Raw genomic sequence first — 15,277 nt, 5'->3', positions numbered from 1 at the left:
AAAACGGAAGCCACTTGGCTTCCGTTTTTTGTTTGATGCTGAGAGAGAATTAGTTTTGCTCAACCACTTCTAATTCAGCTTCACTTTGTTTTGCCGCTTCAAGCATCTTACGAATGATGAACGATGCACCAAGTGCGATAGCCACCATTACCACCGCTAGGATAGTCAGCAGTTGGAAGTATTCGCCGTAAACGTGTTGTACGATCTCTTGGGTGATCTCTTGACCTTTTTCTAGTGCGATAGAAGTCGAGAACGCGGCACCAACGATACCACTTAGCGCGATAGCGACTGAGAACAAGCTTACAGAGAAGTTCTCAATGTGCTTAGGTGCAACCGATAGGATGAATGCTACTACCATTGAACCTACGATAACTTCTGCGATCGCTTGGAAGAAGTGAATCGCTAGGAAGATCTCAGGCATGATAATGACGTCTTCGCCAACGGTCGTTACCGCGAAGGTTAGGATGCCGAATGCGATAGCGGTTAGCACGAATGCCAATGCAATCTTAGTTGCTGTTGATAGGTGAATGTCGCGTTTTTCTAGCATGCCAAAGAAGCCAGCAACGATAGGGCCACCAACCATACACCATAGCGGGTTCATCGCCATTGCAGCTTCAGGCTCTAGTGGAATGAAGCCAAACAGAGAGCCTTTTAGTGTGTTGATCGCTACCATGTTCATTGAAGTCATCATCTGACCGTAGTAAACGAAGAAACAAGTGGTTAGGAAGGTAACGATAAGGATGGTACCCATCTTCAATGATTCCGCTTTGCTTGCTTTCAACATCAAAGAAACAAAGTAAAGAATTGCTGCACCGCCAATGGCGTAAACGATGTTTTGACCGATATCCATGTTAGAGAACATGAAGAATACCAGTGCAATCATCGCTGCTGAGATGATCGCGAAGAAAATCCAGTTCTTCATGCTAACGCTTTGACGATCCAGATCAGAAGCAACGCTAACCAACCCTTTGCGGAACACAAGTAGCATAATCAATGCTGCGCCAGCCATCACTGCTGAAATAGTGAAACCACCATTAAAGCCGATGATCAGCACAATCATTGGGAACAAGTATTGACCTAGGAAAGCGCCCACGTTGTTCACTGAGTAGTTGATTGGATAACCTTTCTCGAAATCTTCTTGAGACTTAAAGGTACGTTTGTACAGGCTAGGGTAAGAAGGTGACATTAAACCACGGCCGTAACTTGCTAGTGCGATACCACACATAGAAAGCGGTACGTTGGTTGCCGAAGCCCCAAGAACAAGCAGTACGTAACCAGATGCGAATGCTAGGAAGGCAATCGATAGAGAACGGTAAGCACCTAAAAATTTATCAGCGATGAAACCGCCAGCAATCGCAAATAGGGGGCCAATCGCCGAAAAGGCACCCACGATCATCATGGTATCAGCTTCGTTGTAATTCAGATCCTCTAAGAAAAAACGCGTTAGACTGACCAACACACCATAAAATGATAAGCCAAACATCATTTGGCAGAACATCATAGATTTATTTAGTTTATTCCACATAATTAAATACTCACTATTGCGAGAAAGGTAGTTATTATTTCTGTTAAATGTTACTTAAACGGTATGTTACATATTGAAACAATTGTCGCATAAAACGAATTTAATGCACCAAAATTTCTAATGCGAAACGTTTGCCTTACTAATATGTTGTTCTAGATCAACTCGAAATTAAGTGAATAAATGACCAAAAAGTAACAATTTATAAGATGATTGTTCTAAGGTGGTTTTTAAGGTTTTGAAATGTCGCTGAAATAATATGCAATAGGGAGTGGTGCAGGAGATGATGTAATTTGGGCGGAAGAAAGAAGACATTGGCGGAACTTTGTCCGCCAACAATGAGAATTATTAATTAGCGATAGCTGATATAAAGTATGCTATTCGCATGGTGGTGCCATATGAATCACTGCCAGACCACCAAGTGATGTTTCACGGTATTTTTTATTCATGTCTTTACCAGTCTGGTACATGGTTTCGATAACTTTATCTAATGAAATAAGACATTTGCTGGTGCGCTTCAGTGCCATGCGTGATGCGTTGATGGCCTTCATCGCGCCCATCGCATTTCGTTCGATACACGGAACTTGAACCAACCCGCCGATTGGGTCGCAGGTCATGCCTAGTGAGTGCTCCATGGCGATCTCTGCGGCAATACAGATTTGTTCATTACTGCCACCGCGCAGTGCGGTTAAGCCTGCTGCTGCCATCGAAGACGAAACACCGACTTCACCCTGGCAACCTACCTCAGCACCGGAAATAGAAGCGTTGGTTTTGTATAAAATACCAATCGCCCCCGCGACCGCTAAGAAGTCCTTCAACTGTTTGTTGTCCAGCTCTTTGATGAAGCGGTGGTAGTACATCAGTACCGCAGGGATAACGCCGGCCGCGCCGTTGGTTGGGGATGTAACCACTTGACCACCTGCGGCGTTCTCTTCACTCACCGCGAAAGCAAATAGGTTAATCCAATCCATGATCTCCATTGGATCGTTTTCTACGGCCGCATTCGCTTCGAGCTTTTTAAGTAGGTTTGGTGCACGGCGTGTCACATTCAACCCGCCTTCAAGAATACCTTCGGTATCGAAGCCACGCTGCATACACAGCGACATCACTTTCCAGATCTGTTCGGCTTTTTGGTCGATCTCTTCCTGCTCACGAAACGCGCGTTCGTTTTGCAGAATCATTCCGCCTAAGCTCAAGCCGTTTTGTTCTGCTTTCTCTAGCATTTCATCGGCTGATTTGAACGGGTAACACACTTGCACTTCCGCTTCGCTGCTGCCGTTTTCCAGTTCGGCAGCGGTTGCAATAAAGCCACCGCCAATGGAGTAATAAGTCTCAAACGCGACTTGATCGCCAGCAGCATCAAAAGCCGTAATGGTCATGCCATTTTCATGCAATGGGAGGTTGTCGCTGTGGAAGACGATATCGTGATCATAACTAAACACGATCTCATGCACGCCAGCGACAGAGAGCGTGCCATGTTCAATGGTATGTTGCAGTGCACTCTTGGCACTGGTCATCTTGATGGTATCGGGTTTGTTGCCCATCAAGCCAAGTACGGTAGCACGGTCAGTGTGGTGACCTTTGCCTGTCAGCGATAAAGAACCATAAAGGTCAACTTGCACCTTGTGCACTTTCGCCATAGAGTCGCTAAGTAGTTGAGTGAAATGGTAACCTGCGAGCATTGGGCCATTGGTGTGGGAACTGGATGGACCGACACCGACTTTAAAAATATCGAAAATCGACAGCATAATTGACTTCCTTTCTCTACGGACCTTTATTCAGGTCTCTAGAATGACATTGTTAATTAGATGTTAATGCCTGAGAGGGTATTGGCAAAGCAATTTTTTGTATACAAATTGTTCGCTAAAGTATGAGTAATTGAGATCTCGGTAATGAAGTTAAACAAAGTAGTGATCATTCTGGGTAAACGCTTGGTACACGATAAGCTAAGCGCTGAGGGCTGCTCCCGTGTTGAAGCATTGGCTAATGTTTTAAACGAGCTGTGCTTTGATACTACGGCATTGGTGTTCTGTGGCGGGATAACTCAAAGTCAGACAGTATCTGAAGCGGATGCTATGTACGGTTACTTTCGTCATCTGATGGAGGTAAAAGGCGTCGACTTTCCAGAGCAGCAAGTGATCATCGAGAACCGTTCACTTAATACGGTGCAGAACATGCAGAATGCCGCCGCAGAACTATTACAGAGTGGCCTTTGTCAAACAGGCCAAACCATTGAAGTTACGCTGCTTTCCAATGACTACCACTTGGAACGGATTATTGAGATTCAAACGCTGATGGACGAACAAGGCCTATTGAGAGTGTTGAAATCGCGCTGCGAGGAAATGGGGGTTCACCTCAATATTCCCCTCAAAGTGTCTAAACACATTAGTGTGCCTTACCCTAATACAGGCGTGTTAGCTGAGGCGTTTCTGCTGTTTGATGAGCTTACGACCTACCGAGTGTATCTAGAAGGCGTAAAGCGTGACGTATTTAAGCGTGATTTGGCTGAGGTACGAGCAAAGCCATTAGCAATCGCTCGTCAAGCTATAGAGAGGCTGCAAGTGTTGCAGTTAGGACAAGATGTTCAAAGGCAAATTGCAGATATGAAAAAGGCCATCGAAATGACAGCCTTTGATGATTCGGTTTGTGCCGCAGAGCAAGCGCTAGCGGTATTCCATCCGATTCTTACGTCGCTGAACCTGCGACTTGATCCTGAGGCAAATACCTAGGCCAACGAGCGTAACTTATTGACGTTTTAGCTCGCGGCGTGTGCGTACCGCACTGAGCGCGATTAAGCTGTAACAAAGTAGCTCAATACCTTCTTCCGAGATGTTTTTCACATCGCGTACGTAGTGCTCACCCATTACGTGCTGCCAGAAGCTGCCCATTCCGTATAGACGAGAGAACACCAACAATAAGATCACCGAGCCGATAAGCAGCTTCATGTATGGTGATTGTAAGATGGTTGCCATTTCATTTACGGTACCTTTACCGCCTTGGTAAGCTTTCGCACAAGCCAGCGCGGTTACCGCAAGAGCAGGGAATACCCAAGAGCCGTGGTGAATCATGTCAAACCAGTAATCCATCTCACGGATCATCAATACAGCGAAGAAGCCTGAGATAAGAATGGCAGCATGGGATACATGGCTTTCTTGTCTAGAGACGCGGAAGAAAGACCAAGACGCAACGGCCAGCATGATCAATTGCAATGTTTCAGTGACGGACGTTTCACCCAAGGTTGAGCCTAGTAAAACGTAATCCACGCGGATACTTAAGTTCACTAGAATACTAATTGCAACGATGGTCAACGCACTCAACATCGATTTGTAGATGATGCGTTTTGACTCTTCAGTCACTTTTGAGTTTTCAGCAACAAGGTTGGATTGTGCCGATTCGGCTTGTTTGACAGTATCTGTTTTCATCCTGACCACCCGCTCCAATAAAAATGTGGAAAAAACGTGAAATTTCGTGATGTGCGCGAGGAATTTTATTGACCGGTTGGAAAGTAATGTCAGAGAAATGTCAGGAATAAAACGCCGTTCAATATCGTATCGCTGTGCGGTAAGGCTGATGGATAAAGGAGTAAGTACCAGAAAGTAGGGGAATTTACGGTAAACAAAAAGGAGCTCAAAGCTCCTTTATTGATAATAATGTAATCTTAGATTGCGCAAATGTTAACGGTGTTTACGATTCGCCATCTTCTTTATGATTGTTGCGGTAGTATTCCCATTGCTCAAAACGCTCGTTTTCAGACAATTGGCAGTACGTTACACGCTCGCCATTTTCTGTAACAGTATCTAGCTCGCCGCCTTGTTGCACGCAGTATACCGCTGCTGGGTTTGCTGCTGCCGTGTATTCATTTGAGCGAGTTGCACCTTCATAAGTTGAACAACCTGCCAACACAATCGCTGCTGCCACTGCCGTTACTAAAGTTGTCTTTTTCATTCTTGATCTCCGCATGGGATTAACGAGTAGTGTGTTGATTATAGGAGAGTTTCAGAAAAATATTGTCTTATGTTTGTTAAAAGCACGAAGCTTGTAAGGGAATTATGTGCAATCTTAGAATTCGCTCACTGTTCAGTGAAAGTTGTTTCAATAGGCCTCAAATTGAAACTTGGGAATGCGCATGAATTTCGGTAGTATGCGCGCAAAACATTCACAGCGGAACCTGCGATGAGACATTTGAAAACCACTACGCACCCAGACATCGAGCATCTCGATGACAAAATCATCTTCCAACGCAATGCGGCTCGCGCCATTGTATTAGACGGTGAAGATGTCCTGCTTCTTTACACAGAGCGTTATCACGATTACACGCTGCCTGGCGGTGGCATCGATGACGGTGAGGATGTGATTGCAGGTTTGGTTCGTGAGCTGGAAGAAGAAACCGGTGCGAAGAACATTCACAGCATCAAGCCTTTCGGTATCTTCGAAGAATTTCGTCCATGGTACAAAGACGATGCGGATGTGATGCACATGACGTCATACTGCTACACGTGCAAGATCGACCGTGAGTTGGGTGAAACGTCTTATGAGGATTACGAAGTGAAAAATGGCATGCGCCCAGTTTGGATGAATGTACACGACGCGATCGCGCACAATGAAAAGACGATGGCAGAAAGCCCGAAGAAAGGCATGAGCATCGAACGTGAAACCTTCTTGCTCCAGTTGATCTCGAAAGAGCTTCTATAGTTCACGCTTATTCGGCGACAGTACTCTTCACTCTTCTCAAATTTCCGGTCTTCGTTTACGAAACGGCTTTTTAACGTTTCAATTTGTAAACATCAGCCAATAAAAAAGTCCGAGCTCCCCCCCGGAACCCGGACTTATTCCAGACGCGCAAGCGAAGCGTCATCTCGATATTCTGTTTTTTTGTATCAATCTGTGAAAACAATAGCTGTTTTATATTTGTTGTGTAAATAATTAATAGGTCTAACTATCGGTTTTCACTTTGTTTGCACGCGTAATGTGATGGATATCTAGGCAATATACAAGTGCAAGTTGGTAAATTATCAGCAAACCACTGCTCTTTCTTATCTTTGAGATACATTACCGTAACTTTTATGCACGCGTTTGCATCGAGATCACGAGTTTGTAAATTGGCGGAATAGGATCTTGTGTTTTTACGTGCTTCTGACATTGGTAGCTTTTAGTGAGAATGTTCACAATTCCACGAGTGGCGGTAATCGACTAAGGTCTATAAGCGGTTCGGTGTAGGTCGAGGAATGATTCGCAAACAAAAGTAGTGGTTGGAAAGAATCGGTGCGCAGTTTCTGAATATTGACCAAACGTTCCAGCGCGTAAAAGCGATTGACGTATTGCTGAGTCTCTTTCGGCAATGTGAGTGCTTTGAAATCTTGACTGCCAGCCTTTTTTATCGCTCTAGCGACGCGGCCTTCACCTGCGTTATAAGCCGCAAGGGTTAGTGCGATATCCTGATCAAATTTGTTATACAAAAACGCCAAATACGCCAATGCGGCTTTCGTGCTGGCTTTGGTATCAAAACGCTCATCCTGACTGTTCGTTACTTGCAAACCAAAGCGTGTTGCCGTGGCAGGGATCAACTGCCAGAGGCCCGCAGCATTGGCGTGCGAGACCGCTTTGGGGTTGTAGGAGGATTCCAGCATCGGCACCAGCACAAAGTTTGCAGGCAGAGATTTTTGCTTAAGCTGCTTAAAAATATGATCGAGTAGCGGGCTAACGGAATCGAGACGTTGGTTAATTTGTGTTTGGTAAGGAGCGAGTACTTGGAATTGTTGCTCGATGGTTTTGTTGTGCGGCTTGGCCAAAGTCAATGGAGACAAGAAGGTCAAGCAAAAAACAAAAAAGCCCACAGCAATCGACCGGGATGGCGGAAGACTCTGTAGGCAAAGCGAGAATCGTTGCTTAGAACGAACGCTCTTCATAAGTGTGTTGCATAGGTTGTTTGAGTTGACTGACTAACTCTTGGAACGCTGCAGAGCTTTGGCCATTGCTCTGATTGTCCTGTTGGCATTGTTTCACCAAGGATTCCAACAGCGCCCATTGCTTTCTTGCTTGTGTGCCAATTTTCGGTGGCAGAGCATTGAAAATACGATTCACACTGGTCTCATTACAAGGCAATCCGAGTTTGCGCATTAACTGGCTTCTTTCACTTGCAGAACGGCCAAGCTGATTCAAAATCGGCATTTGTTTTTGAATGTTCTCATTGAGCGCTTCGCCATCGAACTTCAAATACAGTGCTTTTTGTTGTTGAATCAACCCCGATAGTTGCTGGTAGAGTTTGACGTCTTCAGCGATAGAGCGAACAAACTGCTGAATGTGCTGCGATGCCGTCGTTGCCATGCATGACTCCTAGTGCGTTGCGTTACTCGTGACCGGTGTGAAATTGCATTACTGCTTTGGATAATGCTTGGGTATCCAGATTCAGTTCACCACGAGCTAACGCATTACGAATTTGTTCAACCTTCACCATGTCTACGTCTGGTAAGGATTTCATTTCAGCTTGAGCGCGATCGATCGCGGCTGTATTCGCTTGGAATGTAGGCTCGTTAATCTTGCTCTGTGCGACGGTGTCGACTGGCTTTTTGCTCGCCTGCTGGAATTTAGTTTGTGGGACATGACCGCCCGCGACCTTGTCGATTTTCATGCTGTTGTCCTCAATCATCATGTTCTAAATCGAATAGGCGACTAGGGTGTGATGAACATTAAATATTTATTTTTGTACTCGAAGTTCACCTACGCTGACGAGCATCTAAATCGAAAAATGATAACCTGAGTCCAAAATCAAAATTGGGTATGCACTTGGTTTAGCCCTGTCACAACCGCTCGTATCACCTTGCCAGAGCTGATGTTTTCTACTTCAATCTGCTGACCTTTCTTGCCTTGTTCTAAGGCGACTCCCTTGGTGCTGGCACTAAACCCATCCTTGCTGGCGATGATGATCACTTCGTTGCCTTTCTCGATCAATGGCGGGGAACTTAAGTTGGTTGGGGCAATGATTTGGCCTGCTCGAATTCGGCGAGTGGTCTCAAGCCCAATGGCTTGGTTTGCTTTTGTGAAGAAATCGTCTTGGCGTGAAATTGTGCGCGTTTCAGTTTTTAAGTTCGAGGCTGAGATGGATTCGTTACGTCCAATCGTACTGGTGGCAATGAGAACGGGAAGTGTCACCGCCGATTTAATGGTCACATTAATTCTCCATGGAGAGCTAACGTCTTCGCAACTGACCGCACGTTTTAAATTACCAACAGGCAACGGGCGATTATCGCGTCCTGCGATTGCCAAAGGTGTGTCACAAACAGGCAGGTGATTGGCAGAGCCTGGTACCCATATCTGATAGTCGAGTTGGTAAGCACCCCATTGGCGAGAGTGTGCCACTTGCGCCACCTCTTGCTCAAATTGCTCGCCGACGATGGCTTTTAACTCGTCTGCGGTGAGGTTTTTCTCATTCGCTAAAGCACTAAGTGAGCTTGCACTCAAAACCAAACCACAAAGCAGCATGATTGAGGGAAATTGACCTTTCCCCTTGGTTTGAATGGTTTCCGTAAACCGGAAGCGAGGCTTCCTTCCTTGTTTGTAATTCATTGATATATATAACTAAATTTTATGGCATGCATCTTGTTTTGTTATTCGGTGTATTCGAGCCGATTTTAAGGAAAGATGCATGGCGATCACATTCGAAAATGCGTTAGGTGTACATCCAGAGGCACTCAATTTTCGCGTTCAGCGTACCAAAGTCCTCGCCAGTAACCTAGCAAATGTTGATACCCCAGGGTACTTGGCAAAGGACCTAAGTTTCACCACCGTGATGAACCAAATGTCAGCGGGCAGTGTGAACAAACCGGTGCCGAAGTTTCAGGTTGAGGCGCAATATTCGGTGCCTTACCAAAACAGCAAAGACGGCAACACTGTGGAACTGGGCGTTGAACAAGCCAAGTTCACGCAAAACAACATGGACTTTCAAACCAGCCTGACGTTTCTCAACATGAAATTCAGTGGCTTGGCGAAAGTGATTGAGGGACGTTAAACATGTCATTTACTGATATCTATTCGATCACTGGCTCGGCGATGACGGCGCAAACCGTTCGCCTGAACACGGTAGCCAGTAACCTTGCCAACGCCGATGCGGTGTCTGCCAATCCGGATGATGCCTACAAAGCACTCAAACCTGTGTTCGCCACTGTGTATCAAAAAGCGCAGATGGCGACAGAAAACGGTGTTTATCCGAATGCGGAAGTGCGCATTGTAGATGTGGTGCAGAACGCGGGTCAGGCAGAAAAACGCTTCGAACCTAACAATCCGTTAGCGAACGACGAAGGCTACGTGTACTACCCAGACATTGATGTGGTGTCAGAGATGGCCGACATGATGTCCGCAACGCGCAGCTTTGAAACTAACGTGGAAGTGCTGACGAATGTGAAAAGTATGCAGCAAGGTCTGCTTCGACTAGGGCAGGGTAATTAATGAGTCTCGCACAATACACTGCGCTCTCTTCTGATGCACCAGTCGCAACTACCGCTAGTGGTGATACGGGCGGCATTTCAGCGAACCCATCGGATATGAACAGTGCAACGTCACTACAAAACGAGTTTATCTCGCTCATGGTGGCGCAAATTCAAAACCAAGATCCGCTGAACCCGCTTGATGGCACTGAGTATGTCAGCCAGCTAGCCCAATTTTCGCAAGTTCAAAGTACTGAAAACATGTCGATGCTGATGCAAAACAGCATGGTATTGCTCGACAACATGCAGGTGCTTTCAACGGCGGGGTTGGTTGGTCAAACCGTGTATGTCTCTTCGAATGAATTTGAACTTGGTGAAGGCGTGCAAAGCGGCAAGGTCGAGCTAGAACACGGTTCGAACCAGGTGACGTTAGTCGTCAAAGATGAATTCGGCCAATCGACCAAAGTGCCTTTAGGTGCGCACGGTGCGGGTGACGTCGAGTTCTCGATCAATCCAGAAGAGCTTGGTTTGAAGCCGGGTAAATACACCGTCGCGGTGGAAGTTCAAGAAGGGCAAAAGAGCCCAAATGTTTTGCTAGCAGGCACGGTTGAGCAGGTTCGTATTCCTAGCTCAGGTGGCGCAGCACTGGTCAATGTTCAAGGCGTTGGCAACGTTCCTTTCTATCAAATCACTCAGTTTGGTGCTTAACCAAATAAGGAAATCAGAGGTTATTTATGAGTTTTAACATCGCACTTAGTGGTCTGGACGCGACCAACACAGAGTTAAACACCATCAGCCACAACATTGCCAACGCATCAACGTACGGCTTTAAAGGTGGCCGCACAGAATTTGCGGCGGTTTACAACGGCATGCAGCCGGGCGGCGTAGAAGTGGCGTCTATTTCTCAGAACTTCGATAAGAATGGTTCGGTGACAGGCACGGGCCGAGCAATGGACTTGGCGATCAACGGCAGCGGCTTCTTCGTGACGAAAGATCACATGGGTCAGATGCTTTACACTCGCGCAGGTGTGTTTGGCACTGATAAGAACAACTTTGTGACCGCAAATAACGGTGCCAAGTTGCAAGGTTACAGCGTAGACAACAATGCGAATCTTCAAACTGGCTCTGTTGGCGACATCAAGGTTTCTACCTCTTCACTTAACGCAAAAGCGACCGACAATCTGGACTTTGTGGCGAACTTTGATGCGAGCGCAACGGCAGTCGACCAAGCGATTTACCCATTCGATTCTTCCGATCCAAACTCATTCAACTCTTCTTACACCACTAAGGTGTACGACTCACTTGGCAACTCGCACACGGTAACTCAGTACTTCACGAAGACATCAGATAACGAATGGCAAGTGAACGTGGAAGTCGACGGTGCACCAACGACGCCAGCAACGGCTCAAACGGTTCAATTCAATACTGACGGCACGCTAGCTTCTCCAACAGGTTCTTTCAACGTTGCATTCCCAGCAGCGGGCGCAAACGCAATGAGCATTGATATCAGCTTGAACGGTAGCACTCAGTTTGGCGCTGCGTTTGGCGTGAGCACCAACAACCCGAATGGTTACACTTCAGGTGAGCTTGCGGGCGTTCGAGTGGAAGACAATGGTATGGTTTACGCCACTTACACCAATGGTCAATCTCAGCTGCAAGGTCAGGTTGTGCTTGCGGATTTCGCTAACACACAAGGTCTATCGAAAGTGAGCGGCACGGCTTGGACACAAAGCTTTAGTTCAGGCGCACCAATCATGGGTGTTCCGGGGACGGGCACGTTGGGTGACTTAACACCGGGTGCGCTAGAAGGCTCTAACGTTGACTTAACCAGCGAGCTGGTTGCGCTTATGACGGCGCAGCGTAACTACCAAGCGAACGCGAAAACCATTTCGACCAATGACAAGCTGACTCAGGCTCTGTTCAACGCGGTGTAATGGGAGAGTCGCATGGATAGCTTGTTATTTACTGCCACGTCGGGTGCGAGTCGAGTTCTTAAGGCTCAGCACGTACGTTCGAACAACTTATCGAACGCTGACACCGCAGGTTTCCGTGCCGATATGGAACGCGTCCGCAGCGTTGAGCTACAAGGTGCGGGCTTTGATGGCCGCACCATGGTGGTGACCAACTCAGCCGCAACGCGTTTTGATTCTGGCGACATCATGAAAACCGGTCGTCCTCTCGATGTGGCGATCATGGGTGAGGGCTATCTCACCGTCGAAACGCCAATTGGCAATGAAGCGTACACCCGAGCAGGCAACATCAAAGTCGATACCTTTGGCGCAATGAGCATCAATGGTTTCCCTGTTGTCGGTGAAAACGGCCCCATCGTTGTACCTGATTTTCAGAAGATTGAAATCAGTGAACGTGGCCGCGTTTCTGTGATTCCTCCGGGTGGTGGTGCAGAAGTAGAAGTGGGCACCTTGAAGATGGTGAAACCAGCAATCAATCAACTGCAAAAAGAGAGCGACAGCTTGCTACACAGCGTAGATGGCGTGCCTTTCCCTGCGGATGAAACCGTGCAGCTTTCTCCAGAGCACATTGAGGGAAGTAACGTGTCTGCCATTGATGAGTTGCTTAGCGTGATGTCGCTGACACGTAACTTTGAAATGCAAGTTCGCATGATGAAAACCGCAGAAACCTTGGCGCAAGCCGGAAACAAATTGATGGCGGCGAGATAACCCTCTCACCAAGGGATTCTCGTCCAAAGGAGATAATCAATGCATTCAGCATTATGGGTAAGTAAAACGGGCATGGCAGCTCAAGATACCAAAATGACAGCCATCTCTAACAACCTAGCGAACGTTAACACGGTCGGCTTTAAGCGTGACCGCGTGGTGTTTGAAGACTTGTTTTACAGCATTCAGCGTCAGCCGGGCGCGCAAGTAGACCAAGTGAATGAACTGCCAAGCGGTGTTCAGCTTGGTTCTGGTGTTCGCGTAGTCGGTACGCAGAAAGTCTTCACCCAAGGCAACACACAAAACACCACTCAAGAGTTGGATTTAGCGGTGATGGGGCAAGGCTTCTTCCAAATCGAAAATTCTGACGGTCAGATCATGTACACGCGTAATGGCCAGTTCCACATCAACTCAGAGGGTTTGATGGTCAACAGCCAAGGCTTGCCACTAGAACCACAAATTCAAATCCCAGACAACGCGATTTCGTTCTCTGTAGGTGTGGATGGCACGGTAACTACCACATCGGCTGACGATCCAACACCGCAGCAGTTGGGTCAAATCACGCTGGCGAAGTTCATCAACCCAGCGGGTCTAGAAGCCGTTGGCGGTAACTTGTTCCGTGAGACAGAAGCAAGTGGTCCTGCTGATGAGTTAATTGCGGGCGAAGACGGTGCGGGCAGCATCAAACAGGGCGCTTTAGAAGGCTCAAACGTGCAGGTAGTGGAAGAGATGGTCGACATGATCACCACTCAACGCGCGTACGAGATGAACGCCAAAGTGGTCTCTGCCGCTGACGACATGTTGAAGTTTGTCGCGCAGTCGATGTAAGTAAGAAATTGGTGATGATGAAGGAAAAAGCAATGAAATGGCTTTCGAAGAGTTGGGCAGTTGCCGTCGTGTTGCTGGTGGGATGTGCAGGTCGTGATGAGTTTATTCCGCCTGAACCAAACACAGAGGAATACGCGCCACCAGTGTTGGATTACACCTTGCCAGAGACCAAGTCCGGCAGCCTTTATCGTCACCAATACACCATGACGTTATTTCAAGATCGCCGAGCCTACCGAGTCGGTGATGTTTTGACCGTGCAGCTCTCTGAAGAAACCTCTTCAAGCAAGAAAGCGGGCACACAGTTTGGCAAAAGCTCAACCGTAGACTTTGCCGCGCCTACCATTGGCACCAAGACCATTGAAGAGTTGGGTGTGAGTGTCGATGGCAGTCGCAGCTTTGATGGCAGCGCATCCAGCTCGCAAGGTAACAAATTACAAGGTGCGATCACCGTGACGGTACATGAGGTACTACCAAATGGCGTGCTTCGCATTAGCGGTGAAAAGTGGCTTCGACTTAACCAAGGCGACGAGTTTATTCGCCTAACGGGCATTGTGCGCGTGGATGATATCAACCGCAGCAACCAAGTGTCTTCTCAACGTATCGCGGATGCTCGCATTACCTACGCTGGTCGCGGCGCATTAGCCGACAGCAACGCAGCCGGGTGGCTGACGCAGTTCTTCAACAGCCCATGGGTACCATTCTAATGAAGCCAATCAACGCATTCTTTACTTCTTTCCTATTGGCTCTGACCTTGGGGCTTCCTGCTACTTCACATGCCGAAGTGGAAATTCCGATCATGGACTTGGTGGATGTGCAGGGCATCCGAGAAAACCAATTGGTCGGTTACGGTTTAGTGGTGGGCTTGGCCGGTCAAGGCGACCGTAACCAAGTGAAATTCACCGCCCAATCGATTACCAACATGCTGCGCCAATTTGGGGTTCAGATTGATGACAGCATGAACCCGAAATTACGTAACGTGGCGTCCGTAAGTGTTACCGCATCCGTTGACCCAATGGCGGGACCGGGTCAAACACTGGACGTAGTGGTTTCCTCTATTGGTGATGCGAAAAGCTTACGTGGCGGCACGTTACTGTTGACGCCACTGCGCGGTATCGATGGCGAAGTGTATGCCATCGCTCAAGGTAGTGTGGTGGTGGGGGGCTTATCCGCTGAGGGTAAAAGCGGCTCTAAAGTAGAAGTAAACACACCAACCGCTGGCCGAATTCCTAATGGAGCAACGTTGGAGCGAGAAATCGAAACTGATTTTAACCAGCGTGACGAAATCACGTTGAATCTGCGCAAACCTAGCTTCACCACGGCGAAAAACATCGCCCGTGAAATCAACAATACGTTTGGTCCAAACGTGGCGAAAGCCATCAACAAAGCGCGCGTCGAAATGCGAGCACCAATGGACACCCAACAGCGTGTCACCATGATGTCGATGTTGGAAGAGATGAGCGTGGAAGAAGGTCGTAAACCAGCTCGAATCGTCTTCAACTCACGTACTGGCACCGTCGTCATCGGTAAAAATGTCAAAGTGGGTGAAGCGGCAGTAAGCCACGGCAACTTGACTGTTCGAATCTCTGAATCTCAACAAGTCAGCCAACCGAACGCGTTTGCTGATGGTGAAACCAAAGTGGTGGATCAAACCCAAATCGATGTGAACGAAGAACAAGCGCAAATGGTGATTTGGCCTCCGGGCACGGAACTGAACACCATCGTCAACGCTGTAAACAGCTTAGGCGCAACGCCAACGGATCTGATGTCGATTCTGCAAGCATTGAATGAAGCGGGCGCGCTGAATGCTGAGCTTGTGGTGATTTAAGGAGTTA

18 protein-coding genes are annotated in these 15,277 nt (G+C 47.6%); 10 read left to right on the top strand and 8 right to left on the bottom strand.

Annotated elements, in window-relative coordinates:
• Positions 1-49 precede the first annotated feature (49 nt).
• Both KIO97_RS11210 and KIO97_RS11205 read right to left on the bottom strand, forming a co-directional pair.
• The gene (locus KIO97_RS11210) at positions 50-1,525 is read right to left on the bottom strand and encodes a peptide MFS transporter (protein ID WP_285382510.1); all 1,476 of its coding nucleotides are present in this window, start codon (positions 1,523-1,525) and stop codon (positions 50-52) included.
• Between the two features lie 374 nt (positions 1,526-1,899).
• The gene (locus KIO97_RS11205) at positions 1,900-3,270 is read right to left on the bottom strand and encodes an L-serine ammonia-lyase (protein WP_045396612.1); all 1,371 of its coding nucleotides are present in this window, start codon (positions 3,268-3,270) and stop codon (positions 1,900-1,902) included.
• 144 nt (positions 3,271-3,414) lie between these two features.
• Here KIO97_RS11205 and KIO97_RS11200 point away from each other — a divergent pair, with 144 nt between their 5' ends.
• A complete protein-coding gene (locus KIO97_RS11200; RefSeq protein WP_285382509.1) occupies positions 3,415-4,251 on the top strand; it encodes a YdcF family protein in 837 nt (278 codons plus the stop codon).
• A 15-nt stretch (positions 4,252-4,266) separates the two neighbouring features.
• On the opposite strand, the gene KIO97_RS11195 is transcribed toward KIO97_RS11200, so the two are convergent.
• Positions 4,267-4,944 (bottom strand): hypothetical protein, encoded by a 678-nt coding sequence (locus tag KIO97_RS11195; protein ID WP_038890647.1) that lies wholly within the window; start codon positions 4,942-4,944, stop codon positions 4,267-4,269.
• 262 nt (positions 4,945-5,206) lie between these two features.
• Positions 5,207-5,467: a DUF333 domain-containing protein gene (locus KIO97_RS11190; RefSeq protein WP_285382507.1), complete on the bottom strand. Its 261-nt coding sequence runs from the start codon at positions 5,465-5,467 to the stop codon at positions 5,207-5,209.
• Positions 5,468-5,695: 228 nt separating this feature from the next.
• Here KIO97_RS11190 and KIO97_RS11185 point away from each other — a divergent pair, with 228 nt between their 5' ends.
• The gene (locus KIO97_RS11185) at positions 5,696-6,214 is read left to right on the top strand and encodes an NUDIX hydrolase (RefSeq protein ID WP_005432446.1); all 519 of its coding nucleotides are present in this window, start codon (positions 5,696-5,698) and stop codon (positions 6,212-6,214) included.
• 470 nt (positions 6,215-6,684) lie between these two features.
• On the opposite strand, the gene KIO97_RS11180 is transcribed toward KIO97_RS11185, so the two are convergent.
• The 4 genes from KIO97_RS11180 to flgA form a co-directional block, all read right to left on the bottom strand.
• Positions 6,685-7,362, bottom strand: a complete 678-nt coding sequence (locus KIO97_RS11180; protein ID WP_285382606.1) for a lytic transglycosylase domain-containing protein — start codon at positions 7,360-7,362, stop codon at positions 6,685-6,687.
• A gap of 46 nt (positions 7,363-7,408) precedes the next feature.
• Positions 7,409-7,846 carry a flagellar protein FlgN gene (flgN, locus tag KIO97_RS11175; RefSeq protein WP_285382505.1) on the bottom strand — a complete coding sequence of 146 codons (438 nt, stop codon included), beginning with the start codon at positions 7,844-7,846 and terminating at the stop codon, positions 7,409-7,411.
• Between the two features lie 22 nt (positions 7,847-7,868).
• The gene (gene flgM, locus KIO97_RS11170) at positions 7,869-8,150 is read right to left on the bottom strand and encodes a flagellar biosynthesis anti-sigma factor FlgM (RefSeq protein ID WP_010645334.1); all 282 of its coding nucleotides are present in this window, start codon (positions 8,148-8,150) and stop codon (positions 7,869-7,871) included.
• 137 nt (positions 8,151-8,287) lie between these two features.
• The gene (flgA, locus tag KIO97_RS11165; protein ID WP_285382503.1) at positions 8,288-9,085 is read right to left on the bottom strand and encodes a flagellar basal body P-ring formation chaperone FlgA; all 798 of its coding nucleotides are present in this window, start codon (positions 9,083-9,085) and stop codon (positions 8,288-8,290) included.
• 79 nt (positions 9,086-9,164) lie between these two features.
• Between flgA and flgB the strand changes: the two genes are divergently transcribed.
• From flgB to KIO97_RS11125, 8 genes are read left to right on the top strand one after another with little or no spacing between them, the layout of a single operon-like run.
• On the top strand, positions 9,165-9,527 hold the full coding sequence (gene flgB / locus KIO97_RS11160; protein WP_005432433.1) for a flagellar basal body rod protein FlgB: 363 nt from the start codon (positions 9,165-9,167) through the stop codon (positions 9,525-9,527).
• 2 nt (positions 9,528-9,529) lie between these two features.
• Complete coding sequence (gene flgC, locus KIO97_RS11155; protein WP_285382501.1) at positions 9,530-9,964, top strand: flagellar basal body rod protein FlgC; 435 nt, start codon at positions 9,530-9,532, stop codon at positions 9,962-9,964.
• Positions 9,964-10,650, top strand: coding sequence for a flagellar hook assembly protein FlgD (gene flgD, locus KIO97_RS11150; RefSeq protein ID WP_005535962.1), 687 nt, complete (start codon positions 9,964-9,966; stop codon positions 10,648-10,650). Before flgC ends, flgD begins: the two co-directional genes overlap by 1 nt.
• A gap of 26 nt (positions 10,651-10,676) precedes the next feature.
• Positions 10,677-11,876 carry a flagellar hook protein FlgE gene (gene flgE, locus KIO97_RS11145; RefSeq protein WP_005535960.1) on the top strand — a complete coding sequence of 400 codons (1,200 nt, stop codon included), beginning with the start codon at positions 10,677-10,679 and terminating at the stop codon, positions 11,874-11,876.
• A 12-nt stretch (positions 11,877-11,888) separates the two neighbouring features.
• Complete coding sequence (gene flgF, locus KIO97_RS11140; RefSeq protein WP_005432425.1) at positions 11,889-12,620, top strand: flagellar basal-body rod protein FlgF; 732 nt, start codon at positions 11,889-11,891, stop codon at positions 12,618-12,620.
• A 39-nt stretch (positions 12,621-12,659) separates the two neighbouring features.
• Positions 12,660-13,445 carry a flagellar basal-body rod protein FlgG gene (gene flgG / locus KIO97_RS11135; protein ID WP_005432423.1) on the top strand — a complete coding sequence of 262 codons (786 nt, stop codon included), beginning with the start codon at positions 12,660-12,662 and terminating at the stop codon, positions 13,443-13,445.
• Positions 13,446-13,477: 32 nt separating this feature from the next.
• Positions 13,478-14,149 (top strand): flagellar basal body L-ring protein FlgH, encoded by a 672-nt coding sequence (gene flgH, locus KIO97_RS11130; RefSeq protein WP_285382499.1) that lies wholly within the window; start codon positions 13,478-13,480, stop codon positions 14,147-14,149.
• Positions 14,149-15,270: a flagellar basal body P-ring protein FlgI gene (locus tag KIO97_RS11125; protein WP_212583088.1), complete on the top strand. Its 1,122-nt coding sequence runs from the start codon at positions 14,149-14,151 to the stop codon at positions 15,268-15,270. Before flgH ends, KIO97_RS11125 begins: the two co-directional genes overlap by 1 nt.
• Positions 15,271-15,277 lie beyond the last annotated feature (7 nt).

It is taken from the genome of Vibrio sp. B181a, from assembly GCF_030248375.1.
Classification (GTDB): domain Bacteria; phylum Pseudomonadota; class Gammaproteobacteria; order Enterobacterales; family Vibrionaceae; genus Vibrio; species Vibrio campbellii.
Note: the sequence above shows the minus strand (reverse complement) of the source record. Positions and strands in the feature narration are given on the sequence as shown.